Here is a 15,447-nt window from a genome sequence, read left to right on the forward strand (position 1 = left end):
CATGAGCCGTTTCTGGAGTCCCGTGGTCGGGACGCTCAGTCCGTATGTGCCGGGCGAGCAGCCCAAGCTTCAGAACCTGGTCAAGCTGAACACCAACGAGCATCCCTACGGGCCGTCGCCCAGGGTGCTCGAGGCGATCCGCGCGGCGTGCGATGACACGCTCAAGCTCTATCCCGATCCGTCGTCCGACCGCCTGCGCCAAGCGGTGGCGACGGCCGTCGGCGTGGCGCCGGCCAGCGTCTTCGTCGGCAACGGCTCGGATGAAGTGCTGGCGCACGCCTTCCTGGCGCTGCTCAAGCACGAGCGCCCGCTGCGCTTTCCGGACATCACCTACAGCTTCTATCCCGTCTATTGCGGCCTGTACGGCATCGATTACGAGACCCTGCCGCTGACCGATGATTTCCGCATCGACGTCGACGACTACCTGCCGGGCCGCCATGGCCAGGCCGGCGCCATCATCTTCCCCAACCCCAACGCGCCCACTGGCCGCGCGCTGACGCTGGCCGAGATCGAGCGCGTGCTGGCGGACAATCCGGATTGCGTGGTGGTGGTGGACGAGGCCTATGTCGATTTCGGCGCTGAGTCGGCCATCCCGCTGACCACGCGCTACGACAACCTGCTGGTCATCCAGACGCTGTCCAAGTCGCGTTCGCTGGCGGGCCTGCGGGTCGGCTTCGCGGTCGGCAGCCCGGCGCTGATCGACGGCCTGGAACGCGTCAAGAACAGCTTCAATTCCTACCCGGTGGATCGCCTCGCCTCGGCCGGCGCGGTCGCGGCGCTCGAGGACGTGGAGTATTTCGAGCAGACCCGCCAGGCGGTGATCCAGACCCGCGGTCGGATGACGGCCGGCCTGGAGGCCCTGGGCTTCGATGTGCTGCCGTCCAGCGCCAATTTCGTGTTCGCCCGCCACCCGTCGCGCGATGCCGCCGCGCTGGCCGCCGGCCTGCGCGAACGCAGCATCATCGTGCGCCATTTCCGCCTGCCGCGCATAGACCAGTTTCTGCGTATTACAGTAGGCACGGATGCGCAGTGCGAATTGCTTCTGAATGCGCTCGCCGAGCTCGTCTGAACCCCGGCTGAAGGGCCTTTCCGGCGGAAAACTCTGGTGTCAACTTTTGCATCCGACACAAGTAGCACGGGCCGGGAAAACCCTGTAGAGTACATGTTTCGGCGTGCCCCACCTGTAAAAAGCGCGTCATCACTCAATAACAAACAAATGGAGCCTGGCCAATGAGCAATAAAGGGCAAACTCTGCAAGATCCGTTCCTGAACACGCTGCGCAAGGATCATGTGCCGGTGTCGATCTACCTGGTGAACGGTATCAAGCTTCAAGGGCAAATCGAATCTTTCGACCAATACGTGGTGCTGCTGCGTAACACGGTCACGCAAATGGTCTACAAGCACGCCATTTCCACCGTGGTTCCCGCTCGCGCCGTGAATTTCCAGGTGGAAGTCCCTGCTGAGTAATCTCGCTCCCGCAGTACCTTTTATTGCCCGCCGGACGGTCGACGTCGGCGGGCATTTTCGCTTTGGCTCCAAAATGGTGCATGTATGCGCGCACTGATCATCAGCGTGGATCTGGGTGATCCCGACTTCACGGCCCATGCCGAGGAATTCGCCATGCTGGCCAAGGGCGCCGGCGCGGAAATCGTCGGCACGCTCACGGCCCGCCGCGACCGTCCCGACGCCAAGTTCTTCATCGGTTCCGGCAAGGCCGACGAAGGCGTGGGCATGGCCCAGGCGCTGCTGGCCGACATCGTCCTGTTCGACCAGCCGCTGTCGCCGGCCCAGCAGCGCAACCTGGAACGGGTCTTCAACCTGCGCGTGGTGGATCGCGTGGCGTTGATCCTGGACATCTTCGCGCTGCGCGCCAAGAGCCACGAGGGCAAGCTGCAGGTCGAGCTGGCGCAGCTGCAGCATCTGGCCACGCGGCTGACGCGCATGTGGAGCCACCTGGAGCGTCAACGGGGCGGTATCGGCATGCGCGGTCCCGGCGAATCGCAACTCGAAATGGACCGCCGCATGATCGGCGCCAAGGTCAAGACGCTGCGCGAGCGCCTGGACCGGGTCGAGCGCCAGCGCGTCACGCAGCGCCGCGCGCGTGCCCGGGGCGGCGCCCTGTCGGTGTCGCTGGTGGGGTACACCAACGCCGGCAAGTCGACGCTGTTCAATGCCTTGACCCGCGCCGATACCTACGCGGCGGACCAGTTGTTCGCCACGCTCGATACGACCACCCGCCGCATCTGGATCGAAGGGGCGGGCAATGTGGTGGTGTCGGATACCGTGGGCTTCATCCGCGACCTGCCTCACGACCTGATCGCGGCGTTCCGCGCCACGCTCGAGGAAACCGTGCACGCCGATCTGCTGCTGCACGTGGTCGATGCCGCCAGCCCGCAGCGCGACGAACAGATCTTCGAGGTCAACAAGGTGCTGGCGGAAATCGGGGCTGCCGCGATTCCCACCATTCTGGTATACAACAAGATCGACCGTGCTGGCCTGGAACCCCGGGCGGAGCGCGACGCCCATGGTACGATTGCGCGAGTATTTGTAAGCGCCACCGAGCGCGCCGGTTTGGACGCGTTGCGCGGGGCAATTGCGGAGACCGGACAGATTGTGGGAAACAATGCCTCGAATTATCAAACTCTTCAATCTGAATGACCCCGGCTGGGGTCGTGGAAACAATAATGGCTCCGAGCCGCCGCCCAAGCGGCCCCAAGGCAACGGAGACGGTCCGCCAGACCTCGACGAGGTCTGGCGCGATTTCAATAATCGCATCGGATCGTTATTCGGCCGCAAGGGCGGGGGCGGCAACAACCGCCCCGGTGGCAATCGCGGCGGCATGACGCCGCCGTCGCCGCGCGGTGCCCGCATCGGACTGGGAGTGATCGCCCTGGTCGCGGTCGGCATCTGGGCGGCCAGCGGCTTCTATATCGTCCAGGAAGGCCGGGTCGCGGTCGTCACGCAGTTCGGCAAATACAAGAGCACTTCACAAGCCGGCTTCCAGTGGCGCCTGCCGTATCCCATCCAGAGCCACGAAATGGTCAACGTGTCGCAACTGCGCACGTTCGAGGTCGGTTTCCGTGGCGGCGCCCGCAACAAGGTGCTGCCCGAGGCGCTGATGCTCACGACGGACGAGAACATCGTCGACATGCAGTTCGTCGTGCAATACCGCCTGCGCGCCGATGGCGCGCCCGATTACCTGTTCATGACCCGCGACCCGGACGACTCCGTGCGCCAGGCGTCTGAAACCGCCATGCGCGAAGTGGTCGGCAAGCAGTCCATGGACTTCGTGCTGTACGAGGGCCGTACCACGGTCGCCACGCAGGTCCAGGCGCTGATGCAGCAGATCCTCGATCGCTACCAGACCGGCGTCCAGGTCAGCACCGTCGCCATCCAGAACGTGCAGCCGCCCGAACAGGTCCAGGCCGCGTTCGACGATGCCGTCAAGGCCGGCCAGGATCGCGAACGCCAGATCAACGAAGGCCAGGCCTACGCCAACCAGGTTGTGCCGCTGGCCAGCGGCCAGGCCTCGCGCATGCTGGAGCAGGCCGAAGGCTACCGCGCCAAGGTGACGGGCGATGCGCAGGGTAATACCGCGCGCTTCACCAGCATCCTGGGCGAATACGAGAAGTCGCCGCAGGTCATGCGCCAGCGCATGTACCTGGAGAGCATGCAGGACATCTTCACGCGTGCCAGCAAGGTCATGGTCGACACCAAGAGCAACAACAACATGTTGTACCTGCCCTTGGACAAGATCATGCATCTGGCCGCCCAGGATGCCAGCAAGTCCGCGGTAGGCAACCCCGGATCGCCCGCATTGGTCAGCCCGCCGCTGCAAGCGCCACTGCGTGGCGGCGCGGCGCCGGCCCCGCAACCCTCCGGCAGCAGCAATAGCAATGCGCTGCCCCGCGATCGTCAGTCGCGCTAACCCGGAGGATTCCTGATCATGCAACGTCTTATGCCTATCCTGGTCGGCCTGCTCATCGTGCTGGCCGCCCTTTCTTCCTGCGTGTTCGTGGTGCGCGAGCGCGACTACGCCCTGGTGTTCTCGCTGGGTGAAGTGCGCAAGGTCATCAACGAGCCCGGCCTGTACTTCAAGGCGCCGCCGCCGTTCCAGAACGTGGTGACGCTGGACAAGCGCATCCTGACCATCGAAACCAACGAAGCCGAGCGCATCCAGACTTCCGAAAAGAAGAACCTGCTGATCGACTCGTACGTCAAGTGGCGCATCGCGGATCCCCGCCTGTACTACGTGACCTTCGGCGGCAACGAACGCGCCGCGCAGGAACGCCTGCAGGCGCAGATCCGCGACGCGCTCAACGCCTCGGTCAACGTGCGCGCGGTGCGCGACGTGGTCTCGACCGAACGCGACAAGATCATGGCCGAAATCCTGACCAACGTCGCCAAGCGCGCCGAGCCGTTGGGCGTGCAGATCGTCGATGTGCGCCTGCGCCGCATCGAGTTCGCGCCCGAGATCTCGGAATCGGTGTACCGCCGCATGGAAGCCGAGCGTACCCGCGTCGCCAACGAGCTGCGCTCGATCGGCGCCGCCGAGGGCGAGAAGATCCGCGCCGAAGCCGATCGCCAGCGCGAAGTGATCGTGGCCCAGGCCTACGCCAAGGCCCAGACGATCATGGGCGAGGGCGATGCCGCGGCCGCCGCGATCTACTCGCAGGCCTACGGCAAGAACCCGCAGTTCTACACGTACTACAAGAGCCTGGAAGCCTACCGCGCTTCGTTCTCGAAGCCGGGCGACGTGCTGGTGGTCGACCCCAGCTCCAGTTTCTTCCAGTTCATGAAGGACCCCGCCGGCCAGGCCCTGGCCCCGGTGACCGTGCCCGCCAAGTAAAAGGCGGCGCCGCGGACGGCATGCGAAGCCCCCAGGTTTTTCCTGGGGGCTTTTTTCTGGCCGGGTTGCGCCGGCGGCCCGTGCGGCGGGGCAATGGGGGACGTGTTGCGCCACGGGCTGGCGCTGCTGGCTGAACCATGTACAATACCCCGTAAGCTAGAAAACATTCCGCAGCGGCTGAGCGGGCTTACGCCCCCTCAGCCGCTTTTTCGTTTGGGCGACGCCCACGCATCTCTAGGCGTTATTCAGGTAAACATTCATGGGTAACTGGTTGCTGCCCGAGAGCCTTGCCGACGTACTTCCGGCAGAGGCCCGGCGCATCGAGGAAGTGCGCCGCGAACTTCTCGATCTGTACCGTACTTACGGCTTCGAGCTGGTCGCGCCGCCCCTGGTCGAGTACATCGATTCATTGCTGTCCGGCACCGGTAGCGATCTGGATCTGCGCACCTGCAAGCTGGTCGACCAGCTGTCGGGCCGCACGCTGGGCGTTCGCGCCGACATGACTCCCCAGGTCACGCGCATCGACGCGCACTTGTTGAACCGCGCCGGCGTGACCCGCCTGTGCTACTGCGGCAACGTGCTGCATGCCCGCCCGGCGGACCTGCTGTCCAGCCGCGAGCTGCTGCAGATCGGCGCCGAAATCTACGGCCATGCCGGTTTCGAGGCCGACCTCGAGATCATCCAGCTGGTGCTGGAAACGGTGGCCATCGCCGGTGTGCGCAATCCGCGCCTGGTGCTGTGCCATCCCGGCGTGCTGCGCGGCATCGTCGAAGCCGATCCGGCCGCGGCCGCGGTTTCGCAGGACGTCATCCGCCTGATGCGCGAGAAAGACGTGCCGGGCCTGACGGAACTGGCCGAGCGCACGCCCGGCATGCGCGCTGAAACGCTCAAGGCGTTGCAGCTGCTGCCCAAGCTTTATGGCGGCCCCGAAGTGCTGAAGCGGGCCCGCCACGACCTGCCGCTGTTGCCCGGCGTCGTCGCCGCGCTGGATGCGCTGCAGGTGTTGCTGGACGGTCAGCCGAACGTCGACTTTGGCGTCGACCTGGCGGACGTGGACGGCTACGGCTACCACTCCGGCATCAAGTTCGCGCTGTACGCCGAGGGCTGGCGCGACGCGCTGGTGCGCGGCGGCCGCTACGACGACGTCAGCCTGGCATTCGGGCGCGCGCGTCCGGCCACCGGCTTCAGTCTGGATTTACGCAAGCTGGCGGCGGGTTTGCCGCCGGCGGAACGGGCGCGTGCGGTTCGCGCGCCCTGGGGGCAAGCCCCCGCCCTGGTCGAGGCGGTCCGCCGCCTGCGCCGGTCAGGGGAAATCGTCGTTCAGGTATTGCCCGGTCACGAGCAGGATCAGGACGAATTCGTTTGCGATCGCGAGCTGGCGCTGCAGGATGGCGCCTGGACGGTCAGAACGCTGTGACTAACTCCCTCTCGGCAACGAGAGGGCCGCGGGGAGATTTCCGGATTTCCCGAGAAACTCGATATTGATTCGTAACATGAGCAAGAACGTAGTCGTAATCGGCACCCAGTGGGGTGACGAGGGCAAGGGCAAGATCGTCGATTGGCTGGCGGAATCCGTCCAGGGCGTGGTCCGCTTCCAGGGCGGCCACAACGCCGGCCACACGCTGTGGATCAATGGCAAGAAGACGATTCTTCGCCTGATCCCGTCGGGCATCATGCATCCCGGCGTCACCTGCTTCATCGGCAACGGCGTGGTGCTGTCGCCCGAGGCCCTGCTCAAGGAAATCGAAGAGCTCGAGGCTGCCGGCCTGGACGTGCGTTCGCGTCTGCGCATCTCCGAGATCTGCCCGCTGATCCTGCCGTACCACGTGGCCGTCGACAAGGCCCGTGAAGCGCGCAAGGGCGATGGCAAGATCGGCACGACCGGTCGCGGCATCGGCCCGGCCTACGAAGACAAGGTCGCCCGCCGCGCGCTGCGCGTGCAGGACCTGTTCAACCCCGCGCTGTTCGACGAAAAGCTCGCCGAAGTGCTGGATTATCACAACTTCGTGCTGACCAAGTACCTCGGCGCCGAAGCCGTGTCGGCCAACGAAGTGCGCGACCAGGCCATGGCGCTGGCGCCGGCGATCGCCCCGATGGTCGCGGACGTCTCCAGCATGCTGTACACCATGCAGCAGGAAGGCAAGCGCCTGCTGTTCGAAGGCGCGCAGGGCGCGCTGCTGGACGTCGATCACGGCACCTATCCGTTCGTCACCAGCAGCAACTGCGTCGCCGGCGCCGCTTCGGCGGGCGCGGGCGTCGGTCCCCAGTCGCTGGACTACGTCCTGGGCATCACCAAGGCCTACACGACGCGCGTCGGCTCGGGCCCGTTCCCCACGGAACTGGTCGACGAGATCGGCACCCGCCTGGCCACCATCGGCAAGGAATTCGGCTCGGTCACCGGCCGTCCGCGCCGCTGCGGCTGGTTCGATGGCGCCGCGCTCAAGCGCTCGGTCCGCCTGAACGGCATCACCGGCCTGTGCATCACCAAGCTGGATGTGCTCGACGGCCTGGAAACCATCCAGCTGGGCGTTGGCTACCGCGTCAATGGTGAATTCCGCGACGTGCTGCCCTACGGCGCCCACGCCGTGGCGCAAGCCCAGCCGGTGCTGGAAGAGCTGCCGGGCTGGAGCGAATCCACCGTCGGCATCACCGAGTACGACAAGCTGCCCGAGGCCGCCCGTCGCTACCTGGAGCGCGTGGCCGAAGTCTGCGGCGTGCCGATCGACCTGGTGTCCACCGGTCCCGACCGCAACGAAACCATTGTGCTGCGTCATCCCCTGAAGGGCTGACATCGGGTTATTATTCGCAAGGCCGCCGCCGGTCTCATACCGGCGGCGGCCTTTTCGTATTTTCACGCAGGAGATCCTTGCCTATGAGCGCGCCAACCAGTGACGATAGCCATCTGTGGGTGACGTGGGACGATTACAACCGCTTGATCGAGCGCCTGGCCTTGCAGGTGCACCAGTCCGGTTGGGAGTTCGACAAGATTTTGTGCCTGGCGCGCGGCGGCATGCGCGTCGGCGACGTCATGTCCCGTATTTTTGATGTGCCGTTGGGCATTCTGGCGACCAGCAGCTACCGCGAAGCCGCGGGCACCAAGCAGGGCGATATGGATATCGCGCAGTTCATCACCATCACGCGCGGCACGCTGTCCGGGCGGGTGTTGCTGGTGGACGACATGGTGGATACCGGCAAGACCTTCATGAAGGTGTACGACCACCTCAAGAGCCAGTTCGCCGACATCACCGAATTGCGCAGCGCCGTGCTGTGGTGGAAAGGGCATTCCCTGGCGCAGCCCGACTATTACGTCGACAAGCTGCCGACCAACCCCTGGATCCACCAGCCCTTCGAAGACTACGACAGCCTGCGTCCGCACCAGCTGGAAGCCTGGATCCGCAAGGGCTCGAAGGCCTGACGCCTTTCGGGGACGGATAGTCCGGCGATCCCTGCCGCCCGCGCGCGACAGGGGCGGCAAGCGCCGGGGCATTGCGCCGGACTGTTCTCCCGGTAGTCAAAATAGCCATGACCATGCTAGAATCGCTGGTTATCGCTAAACCGAACTTGGCTTGTTACTCTCTGGGTAGTCTTTGGGTAACGGAAACAGCCAGCGAATTTAGCGCTGCAAGGCTCTTGGCGCTCGCGCCTGGAAGCGGAAAATGAGAGGTCGGTGGCCTGGGTCGTCCAGGTGCGCGGATCTCTTGGCCCGGATGGGCATGCCCGATTACTATATTCGCGTATGCATGGTCTGCGGCCTGGGCTGACAGGCGGTTTGCCGCCGGGAACCCCGTGGCGTTGCTGGTAAGCAAGCCAGGTTTGTCATCAACTTTTGTTACCCTACAAGCAGGCCAATCACTTTATGCCTATCGTTCGACTGAAGGAAAACGAACCGTTTGAAGCCGCTCTGCGCCGCTTCAAGCGCACCATCGAAAAGACCGGTTTGCTCACCGAACTGCGCTCGCGCGAGTTCTATGAGAAGCCCACGGCCGAGCGCAAGCGCAAGCACGCCGCCGCCGTGAAGCGCCACTACAAGCGCATCCGTAGCCAGCAACTGCCCCCGCGCCTGTATTGATTTCTGATTCCAGAATCTATTGATTCCAGAATCATTCATCCAGGAACTACTCGCCCGGGTCGACGTTGTCGATGTCGTCGGGCGGTACGTGCAGTTGCGAAAGGGTGGGGCCAACTTGCTTGGCCTGTGCCCCTTTCATAACGAAAAAAGTCCGTCGTTCACTGTCAGCCCCACCAAGCAGTTCTATCACTGCTTCGGTTGCGGAGCGCATGGCAGTGCCATCACCTTCCTGATGGAACACACGGGCGCCAGTTTCCCCGAAGCCGTGCGCACGCTCGCGGCTTCGGCGGGAATGACGGTCCCCGAAGAAAACCGCAGTCCCCGCCAGCAGCAGGAAACCGCGCGCCGCAAGGCCGAGGAGTCTCGCCACACGCAAGTGCTGGACGCCGCCCAGGCCCATTACCTGAAGCAGTTGCGCGCATCGCCCGCGGCGATCCGCTATCTGAAGCAGCGTGGCCTGACCGGCGAGATTGCCGCGCATTTCGGTCTGGGCTGGTCCGGCACGGACCGGCACGGGCTGTCGCAGGTTTTTCCCAATTACGAAGATCCCACGCTGGTGGAATCAGGTCTCGTCATCGAGTCCGAGGACGGCCGCCGCTACGACCGCTTCCGCGAACGGGTCATGTTCCCGATCCGCAATGCGCGCGGCAGCCTGATCGGCTTTGGCGGCCGCATCATCGGCAAGGGCGAGCCCAAGTACCTGAATTCGCCGGAAACCCCGCTGTTCTCCAAGGGCCAGGAGCTGTACGGCCTGTGGGAAGCGCGCCAGGCGATCCGCCAGGAAGGCCAGGTCATCGTGGTCGAAGGCTATATGGACGTGGTCGGGCTGGCGCAGCAGGGCATCGCCAATGCCGTCGCCACGCTTGGCACCGCGACCACGCCGGATCACGTCAAGAAGCTGCTGCGCACCAGCGACAAGGTCATCTTCAGTTTCGACGGCGACGGCGCCGGCCGCCGCGCCGCGTGGCGCGCGCTGCAGGCGTGCCTGCCGGTGCTGCGCGACGACATCGCCATCCGCTTCCTGTTCCTGCCGACCGAGCACGATCCGGATTCGTATGTGCGCGAACTGGGCGCGGAGGCCTTCCGCGCCTGCCTGGGCGAGGCGGTGGCGCTGTCGCGCTTTCTGCTGGACGAGCTGGCCTCGCGCCACAACATGGAAGAGGCCGAGGGCCGCGCCAGTTGCCTGCACGAGGCCAAGCCGCTGCTGGCGTCGATTCCGGAATGCGCGCTGCGCGTGCAGATCGAACGCGAGATGGCCAAGCTGGTGCAGCTGACGCCCGAGGAAATGGCGCAGGTGCTGGCGCAGCAGCCCGCCAAGCCGTTCGGCGCGCCCGCCAAGCCGAACGCCGGTGAGGCGGGCATCGTGGCCGCCTCCGGTACGGCGGCGCCGCACGACGGCGCCCCGCACGATGGCGGCTACGACTTCGCCGGCCACGATTTCCACGACATTCCCGCCGACGATGGCGAGTATGCCGACTATGGCCAGTTTTCGTCGCAGGGCGGCGAATCGGGCGGTGGCTGGAATGGCGGCGCCGGCAAGCAGGACTGGAAAGGCAAGGGCGATTGGAAGGGCAAGAGCGACTGGAAGGGCAAGGGCGACTGGAAAGGCGGCAAGGGCAACTGGAAGGGCAAGCGCGATGACGTTGGCGGCTTCGAAGGACGCCGCACCATGCCGTCGCTGGCCAAACGCCTGCTGAGCCTGTTGCTGGCCCATCCGGAACTGGTCGACTCCATGGGCGACCAGCAGCTTGAAGTCATCGACCACGGCCCCCATCTAGGATTGGTGAGGGACCTGATCATGCTGGCGCAGGCCAGCGGCGCGCGCCATGTGGGCGCCTTGCTGGAGGCAGCCGAGCCGGACTCGGACCTCGCCACGGTGCTCAAGGGATTGCGGGTCGACATCCTGTCGCAAGAGGATCTGCCCGATCCGCAGACCGAGTGGGATGACGCGCTGCGCCGCATCGAATTCGATTCGGCGAAGGCGGAAATGTCCAAGCTGGCGGCGGCGGGCCTGGCCACCGAGGAGGCGCGCAAGCGCTACTTGGAGCTGTCCAGCCGGATGTTGGTGCTCAAAGGTGCCGGCATACGCTAAATGCGGTAAAATCAAGGGTTTTCCCGCCGCGACATTGCCACGAACGCCGTATGGCGACGAGGTGGTGACGAGAGAGGGGGCAGGACTCTCAGTGCCGCGGGAAAACGATTACAGAAGCCGATTACAGAAGCTGCAGGAAAAAGAACGGCGGGCGGAATCTATTTTCGCCGCCGGAATCTAATTGTTTTAGGGTTTGATGGGCAGGTCGGCTGAAGATGCGCCGGGCTGGCGGACAGGACCGATACCGGTTGAGCGGGTCGGTCCGGGGCGGGTAAGCCCCAGGCGCCAGCACGAAAAAAAAGCGGACGTGTGCGTCAAACTTGTTACATAGTTAATTACTATAGCTGAGCGGTGAATCACGCAGTCCGGCGACGGTTATCTTCGCGCCGCGTCTGAGGTTTGGGTGCTGTGTCTATCCAGCTGCCAAGGGCAAGGCCCGACAGGCAAGCAACGCCTATTTATAGGCAGACAGCCCCCCCCTCGACGCCCGAAGTCCATCGCGGGATGAAGCCATGCACGCCAGGCGCCCAGCCGGTCACGGACCGCAACGACGCCAGGCGGGCTCGCAAGAGCCGGTGCTGCGAACAACGCAGCCGCGGGGCTTCCGCCGATTCACCTGATTTACCCGTAGGGATGCCGCGAAAGGCCTTTGCCTGGCAGCGGCGTCATGCGGTGCAACATGCCCGAACGGGTTGCGACGACCACGGAAGCGACTATGACCAAATCCACCGGCAAATCCTCCTCTGCAATTGATGCGACCGACGCCCTGGCCACGAAGGCCAAGCGCGTGGTCAGCATGGCAGCGGAAAAAGCGCCCGCCAAGACGGCGGTGAAGGTCGCCAAGCCTGCCGCGAAGACGGCCGCCAAGAAGGCGGCTGCCAAGACGGCGGCGGCAGACAAGCCCGAGAAGGTGACCAAGGCTCGTGCCAAGAAGGCCGAGGACAAGCTCGCCGACCTGGTCGGCAGCGCGCGTCCGGTCCCCAGCGGCCGCCGCCCCGGTCGCCCGGCCAAGAACGCCAACAATGATTCCGACGGTTTCGACGACACCATGGACGGCGAAGGCGAAGTCCTGCCGGACCTGAAGCCACCCAAGCGCGGCGGCAAGCGCGGCAAGGCTGATCCCAAGGATCTGATCGCCCGCGGTCCCGTCTCGGCCGAAGAATACGAAGCCCGCCGCAACCGCCTCAAGCAGCTGATCAAGCTGGGCAAGGACCGCGGCTATCTGACCTACGGCGAAATCAACGACCATCTGCCTGATGACCTGGTCGACGCCGAAGCCATCGACGGCATCATCAGCACCTTCAGCGACATGGGCATCGCGGTCTACGACCAGGCCCCCGACGCCGAAACGCTGCTGATGAGCGAAAACGCGCCGGTCGCGTCCAACGACGACGACGTCGAAGACGAAGCCGAAGCCGCGCTGACCACCGTGGACTCCGACTTCGGCCGCACCACCGACCCCGTGCGTATGTACATGCGCGAAATGGGTTCGGTGGAGCTGCTGACGCGCGAAGGCGAAATCGAGATCGCCAAGCGCATCGAAGATGGCCTGAAGCACATGGTCATGGCCATCTCGGCCTGCCCGACCACCATCAACGAAATCCTCGCCCACGTCCTGCGCGTGCGTGAAGGCCAGGCGCAGATCGACGAAGTGGTCGACGGCCTGGTCGATCCGGAAGACGGCGAGGAATACGCCGGCGCCGGCGTCACCGCCGACGAAGACGAAAGCGACGACGGCCCCGCCGGCGGCATGTCCAGCAAGCAGCTGGAAGACCTGCGCATCAAGGCGCTGGCAAAGTTCGACGAGGTCGGCAAGCAGTTCGACAAGATGCGCCTGTCGTACGAGAAGGACGGCTACAAGTCGGACGTCTACGTGCGCGCGCAGGAGTCGATCCAGAACGAACTGATGGGCATCCGCTTCACCGCCAAGATGGTCGAGAAGCTGGCCGACACGCTGCGCAACCAGGTGGAAGAAGTGCGCCAGCTCGAGCGCGCCGTCCTGCACACGTGTGTGGACCGTGCCGGCATGCCGCGCACGCATTTCATCAAGGTGTTCCCGGGCAACGAAACCAACCTGCAGTGGGTCGTCGACGAAGTGGCCGCCGGCCATCCGTACGCCGAAGCGCTGGAGCGCCAGATCCCCGCTGTGCAGGAACTGCAGCAGAAGCTGATCGACCTGCAGACCCGCGTGGTGCTGCCGCTCAAGGACCTGAAGGACGTCAACAAGCGCATGGCCACCGGCGAAGCCAAGGCTCGCAAGGCCAAGCGCGAAATGACCGAGGCCAACCTGCGCCTGGTGATCTCGATCGCCAAGAAGTACACGAACCGCGGCCTGCAGTTCCTGGACCTGATCCAGGAAGGCAACATCGGCCTGATGAAGGCCGTGGACAAGTTCGAGTACCGTCGCGGCTACAAGTTCTCGACCTACGCGACGTGGTGGATCCGTCAGGCCATCACCCGCTCCATCGCCGACCAGGCGCGCACCATCCGTATCCCGGTTCACATGATCGAAACGATCAACAAGATGAACCGGATCAGCCGCCAAATCCTGCAGGAAACCGGCGCCGAGCCGGATCCCGCGACCCTGGCGCAGAAGATGGACATGCCCGAGGACAAGATCCGCAAGATCCTGAAGATCGCCAAGGAGCCGATCTCCATGGAAACGCCGATCGGTGACGACGACGACTCGCACCTGGGCGATTTCATCGAGGACACCTCGACCCTGGCGCCTTCGGACGCCGCGCTGCATGGTTCCATGCGCGACGTGGTCAAGGAAGTGCTAGACTCCCTGACCCCGCGGGAAGCCAAGGTTCTGCGCATGCGTTTCGGTATCGAAATGAGCACCGACCAGACGCTGGAAGAAGTGGGCAAGCAATTCGACGTCACGCGTGAGCGCATCCGCCAAATAGAGGCTAAAGCGCTGCGCAAGCTGCGTCACCCGAGCCGGGCCGACAAGCTGAAGAGCTTCCTGGAAGGGCAGTAAGTTTCCTGGGCCTCTAGCTCATGCCTGGTTAGAGCAGCGGACTCATAATCCGTTGGTGCCGAGTTCGACTCTCGGGGGGCCTACCAAAGAAACTCAAGCGGGTCTCGGAGCAATCCGAGGCCCGCTTTGTTTTGCGCGTCGTTTGCGTGGCGCGTGTCGTTCATTCCGCTCCCAGCAGCAATGATGCAGAATGCTTCTCAAGCGACGATCGCAATCGTGTAGCGCGGCGCGTCGTTTGAGACGGATCGGCGCGTCATTTGATACTGCTGGAGCGCGCGAGAACGGCCAGGATGCGGAATCGGGCAATAGGGCGGCCTACCTGCCCGTCGCCTCGGGGCGGGTCTGCGGCAAGGCCGTAAATAGGGGATACTGCCCGGTCTTAACGCTCCTCCCTCCGAGCCATGAAACGCGGGACCCGCCGCCAGCCCCGCCGTAAACCTGCACCGATCCTTGCCGAGGCACTGGACCGCTACCTGGTCGAGGTGTCTGCGACAAAAAAGGGGCGGGCGGCCGAACAGTCGATTGCGCGCATCTAGCGTGCGACCAGGCTGGCCATTCGCCCCGTCGACTGGATACGCAGCTCGGACCTGAAGGAGCTGCGTGACGAATGGCTCAAAGACCGAGCGCCGGCCACGGTTGCACGCCGTATTGCGTTCCTCTCCCATGTTTTCACGGTCATTCGGAAAGATAGGGGTTTGAGCAGTTGGCCAACCCGGTCCAGCTCGTCCGCCGGCCGGCGGTCGATGACGCACGCGACCGCAGATTGTTCGACCGATTACCCTGCGGGGCATATCCGGCGACGAATGCCCACGGGGTGAGCTTGAATGGATCATCCGGGCGACCAGGTCGGCCGAGCTTCCCACCGTCCTCACCGTCGCCAAGGAAACCGGCAGGCGCCGATCCGAGGTCGTAGGCATTCAGCGGGAGAACCTGGACCTAATGCATGGCGTGGTGCATTTGCCACATACCAAGAACGGCCGCGCGCGGGATGTCCCGTTGACGCCGCTTGCCCGTGAAGCGCTACGCCGTTGGGTCACGGGAAAGCCTATGCGTGGCCGGATATTCACGATGCAGCCAGGCTCTGTTACGCGGGCCTTCATTCGCGCTCGTCGTCGTGCTCGCCAGCGCTACGAAGGTATGTGCTGGCACTACGGTCGCCGCCCCAGTGCCGCGTACTTCCGTGATCTGCGCTTCCATGATCTACGCCACGAGGGCACGTCACAGATTGCCACGGTGTTTGAAATTCATGAGCAGGCCAAGGTAAACGGCAATGTCGATACCCGCATGCTCCTGCGCTACTTCCATCCACATGGCCGCGAGCTGGCCCAAAAGCTGGCGCGCAGCCCGCTGGGCAGGCGGCAGCAAGACCAACTGCGCCGCGCACGGGAAGAAGCGGCCCCTACCCCGGGTAGCTGACCGGACCATCCGCCCCTGGATGCTCGCTGCCAACCGAA

At 64.5% G+C, this 15,447-nt stretch carries 12 protein-coding genes and 1 tRNA gene; all 13 read left to right on the plus strand.

What is annotated here, in order from left to right; genetic code table 11:
• Nucleotide 1 precedes the first annotated feature (1 nt).
• Nucleotides 2-1,069, plus strand: coding sequence for a histidinol-phosphate transaminase (gene hisC / locus AOZ49_RS27720; protein WP_054478972.1), 1,068 nt, complete (start codon nt 2-4; stop codon nt 1,067-1,069).
• Nucleotides 1,070-1,230: 161 nt separating this feature from the next.
• Nucleotides 1,231-1,467 (plus strand): RNA chaperone Hfq, encoded by a 237-nt coding sequence (hfq, locus tag AOZ49_RS27725; protein WP_006218585.1) that lies wholly within the window; start codon nt 1,231-1,233, stop codon nt 1,465-1,467.
• 84 nt (nt 1,468-1,551) lie between these two features.
• Nucleotides 1,552-2,658 carry a GTPase HflX gene (hflX, locus tag AOZ49_RS27730; RefSeq protein WP_006387860.1) on the plus strand — a complete coding sequence of 369 codons (1,107 nt, stop codon included), beginning with the start codon at nt 1,552-1,554 and terminating at the stop codon, nt 2,656-2,658.
• On the plus strand, nt 2,624-3,928 hold the full coding sequence (gene hflK, locus AOZ49_RS27735; RefSeq protein WP_054478978.1) for an FtsH protease activity modulator HflK: 1,305 nt from the start codon (nt 2,624-2,626) through the stop codon (nt 3,926-3,928). Before hflX ends, hflK begins: the two co-directional genes overlap by 35 nt.
• An 18-nt stretch (nt 3,929-3,946) precedes the next feature.
• Nucleotides 3,947-4,849, plus strand: coding sequence for a protease modulator HflC (gene hflC, locus AOZ49_RS27740; RefSeq protein WP_054478974.1), 903 nt, complete (start codon nt 3,947-3,949; stop codon nt 4,847-4,849).
• 259 nt (nt 4,850-5,108) lie between these two features.
• Nucleotides 5,109-6,266, plus strand: coding sequence for an ATP phosphoribosyltransferase regulatory subunit (locus AOZ49_RS27745; RefSeq protein WP_054434294.1), 1,158 nt, complete (start codon nt 5,109-5,111; stop codon nt 6,264-6,266).
• A gap of 76 nt (nt 6,267-6,342) precedes the next feature.
• Complete coding sequence (locus AOZ49_RS27750; RefSeq protein ID WP_054434296.1) at nt 6,343-7,638, plus strand: adenylosuccinate synthase; 1,296 nt, start codon at nt 6,343-6,345, stop codon at nt 7,636-7,638.
• A gap of 83 nt (nt 7,639-7,721) precedes the next feature.
• A complete protein-coding gene (locus AOZ49_RS27755; RefSeq protein ID WP_054434298.1) occupies nt 7,722-8,264 on the plus strand; it encodes a phosphoribosyltransferase in 543 nt (180 codons plus the stop codon).
• Nucleotides 8,265-8,705: 441 nt separating this feature from the next.
• Nucleotides 8,706-8,918 carry a 30S ribosomal protein S21 gene (rpsU, locus tag AOZ49_RS27760; RefSeq protein ID WP_006218592.1) on the plus strand — a complete coding sequence of 71 codons (213 nt, stop codon included), beginning with the start codon at nt 8,706-8,708 and terminating at the stop codon, nt 8,916-8,918.
• A gap of 19 nt (nt 8,919-8,937) precedes the next feature.
• On the plus strand, nt 8,938-11,010 hold the full coding sequence (dnaG, locus tag AOZ49_RS27765; protein WP_054434300.1) for a DNA primase: 2,073 nt from the start codon (nt 8,938-8,940) through the stop codon (nt 11,008-11,010).
• 715 nt (nt 11,011-11,725) lie between these two features.
• A complete protein-coding gene (rpoD, locus tag AOZ49_RS27770; protein ID WP_054478975.1) occupies nt 11,726-13,993 on the plus strand; it encodes an RNA polymerase sigma factor RpoD in 2,268 nt (755 codons plus the stop codon).
• A gap of 7 nt (nt 13,994-14,000) precedes the next feature.
• Nucleotides 14,001-14,079 (plus strand) — tRNA-Ile (locus AOZ49_RS27775).
• Nucleotides 14,080-14,824: 745 nt separating this feature from the next.
• The gene (locus tag AOZ49_RS34050; protein WP_231689969.1) at nt 14,825-15,409 is read left to right on the plus strand and encodes a tyrosine-type recombinase/integrase; all 585 of its coding nucleotides are present in this window, start codon (nt 14,825-14,827) and stop codon (nt 15,407-15,409) included.
• Nucleotides 15,410-15,447 lie beyond the last annotated feature (38 nt).

Source organism: Achromobacter sp. 2789STDY5608615 (genome assembly GCF_001298995.1).
Classification (GTDB): Bacteria; Pseudomonadota; Gammaproteobacteria; order Burkholderiales; family Burkholderiaceae_B; genus Achromobacter; species Achromobacter insuavis.

What these genes read in the sequence shown, in the direction of transcription:
- hfq (WP_006218585.1), top strand. Translation starts at nt 1,231, where the DNA reads ATGAGCAATAAAGGGCAAACTCTGCAAGATCCGTTCCTGAACACGCTG.
- AOZ49_RS27755 (WP_054434298.1), top strand. Translation starts at nt 7,722, where the DNA reads ATGAGCGCGCCAACCAGTGACGATAGCCATCTGTGGGTGACGTGGGAC.
- hflK (WP_054478978.1), top strand. Translation starts at nt 2,624, where the DNA reads ATGCCTCGAATTATCAAACTCTTCAATCTGAATGACCCCGGCTGGGGT.
- hisC (WP_054478972.1), top strand. Translation starts at nt 2, where the DNA reads ATGAGCCGTTTCTGGAGTCCCGTGGTCGGGACGCTCAGTCCGTATGTG.
- rpsU (WP_006218592.1), top strand. Translation starts at nt 8,706, where the DNA reads ATGCCTATCGTTCGACTGAAGGAAAACGAACCGTTTGAAGCCGCTCTG.
- hflC (WP_054478974.1), top strand. Translation starts at nt 3,947, where the DNA reads ATGCAACGTCTTATGCCTATCCTGGTCGGCCTGCTCATCGTGCTGGCC.
- hflX (WP_006387860.1), top strand. Translation starts at nt 1,552, where the DNA reads ATGCGCGCACTGATCATCAGCGTGGATCTGGGTGATCCCGACTTCACG.
- rpoD (WP_054478975.1), top strand. Translation starts at nt 11,726, where the DNA reads ATGACCAAATCCACCGGCAAATCCTCCTCTGCAATTGATGCGACCGAC.
- AOZ49_RS27750 (WP_054434296.1), top strand. Translation starts at nt 6,343, where the DNA reads ATGAGCAAGAACGTAGTCGTAATCGGCACCCAGTGGGGTGACGAGGGC.
- AOZ49_RS27745 (WP_054434294.1), top strand. Translation starts at nt 5,109, where the DNA reads ATGGGTAACTGGTTGCTGCCCGAGAGCCTTGCCGACGTACTTCCGGCA.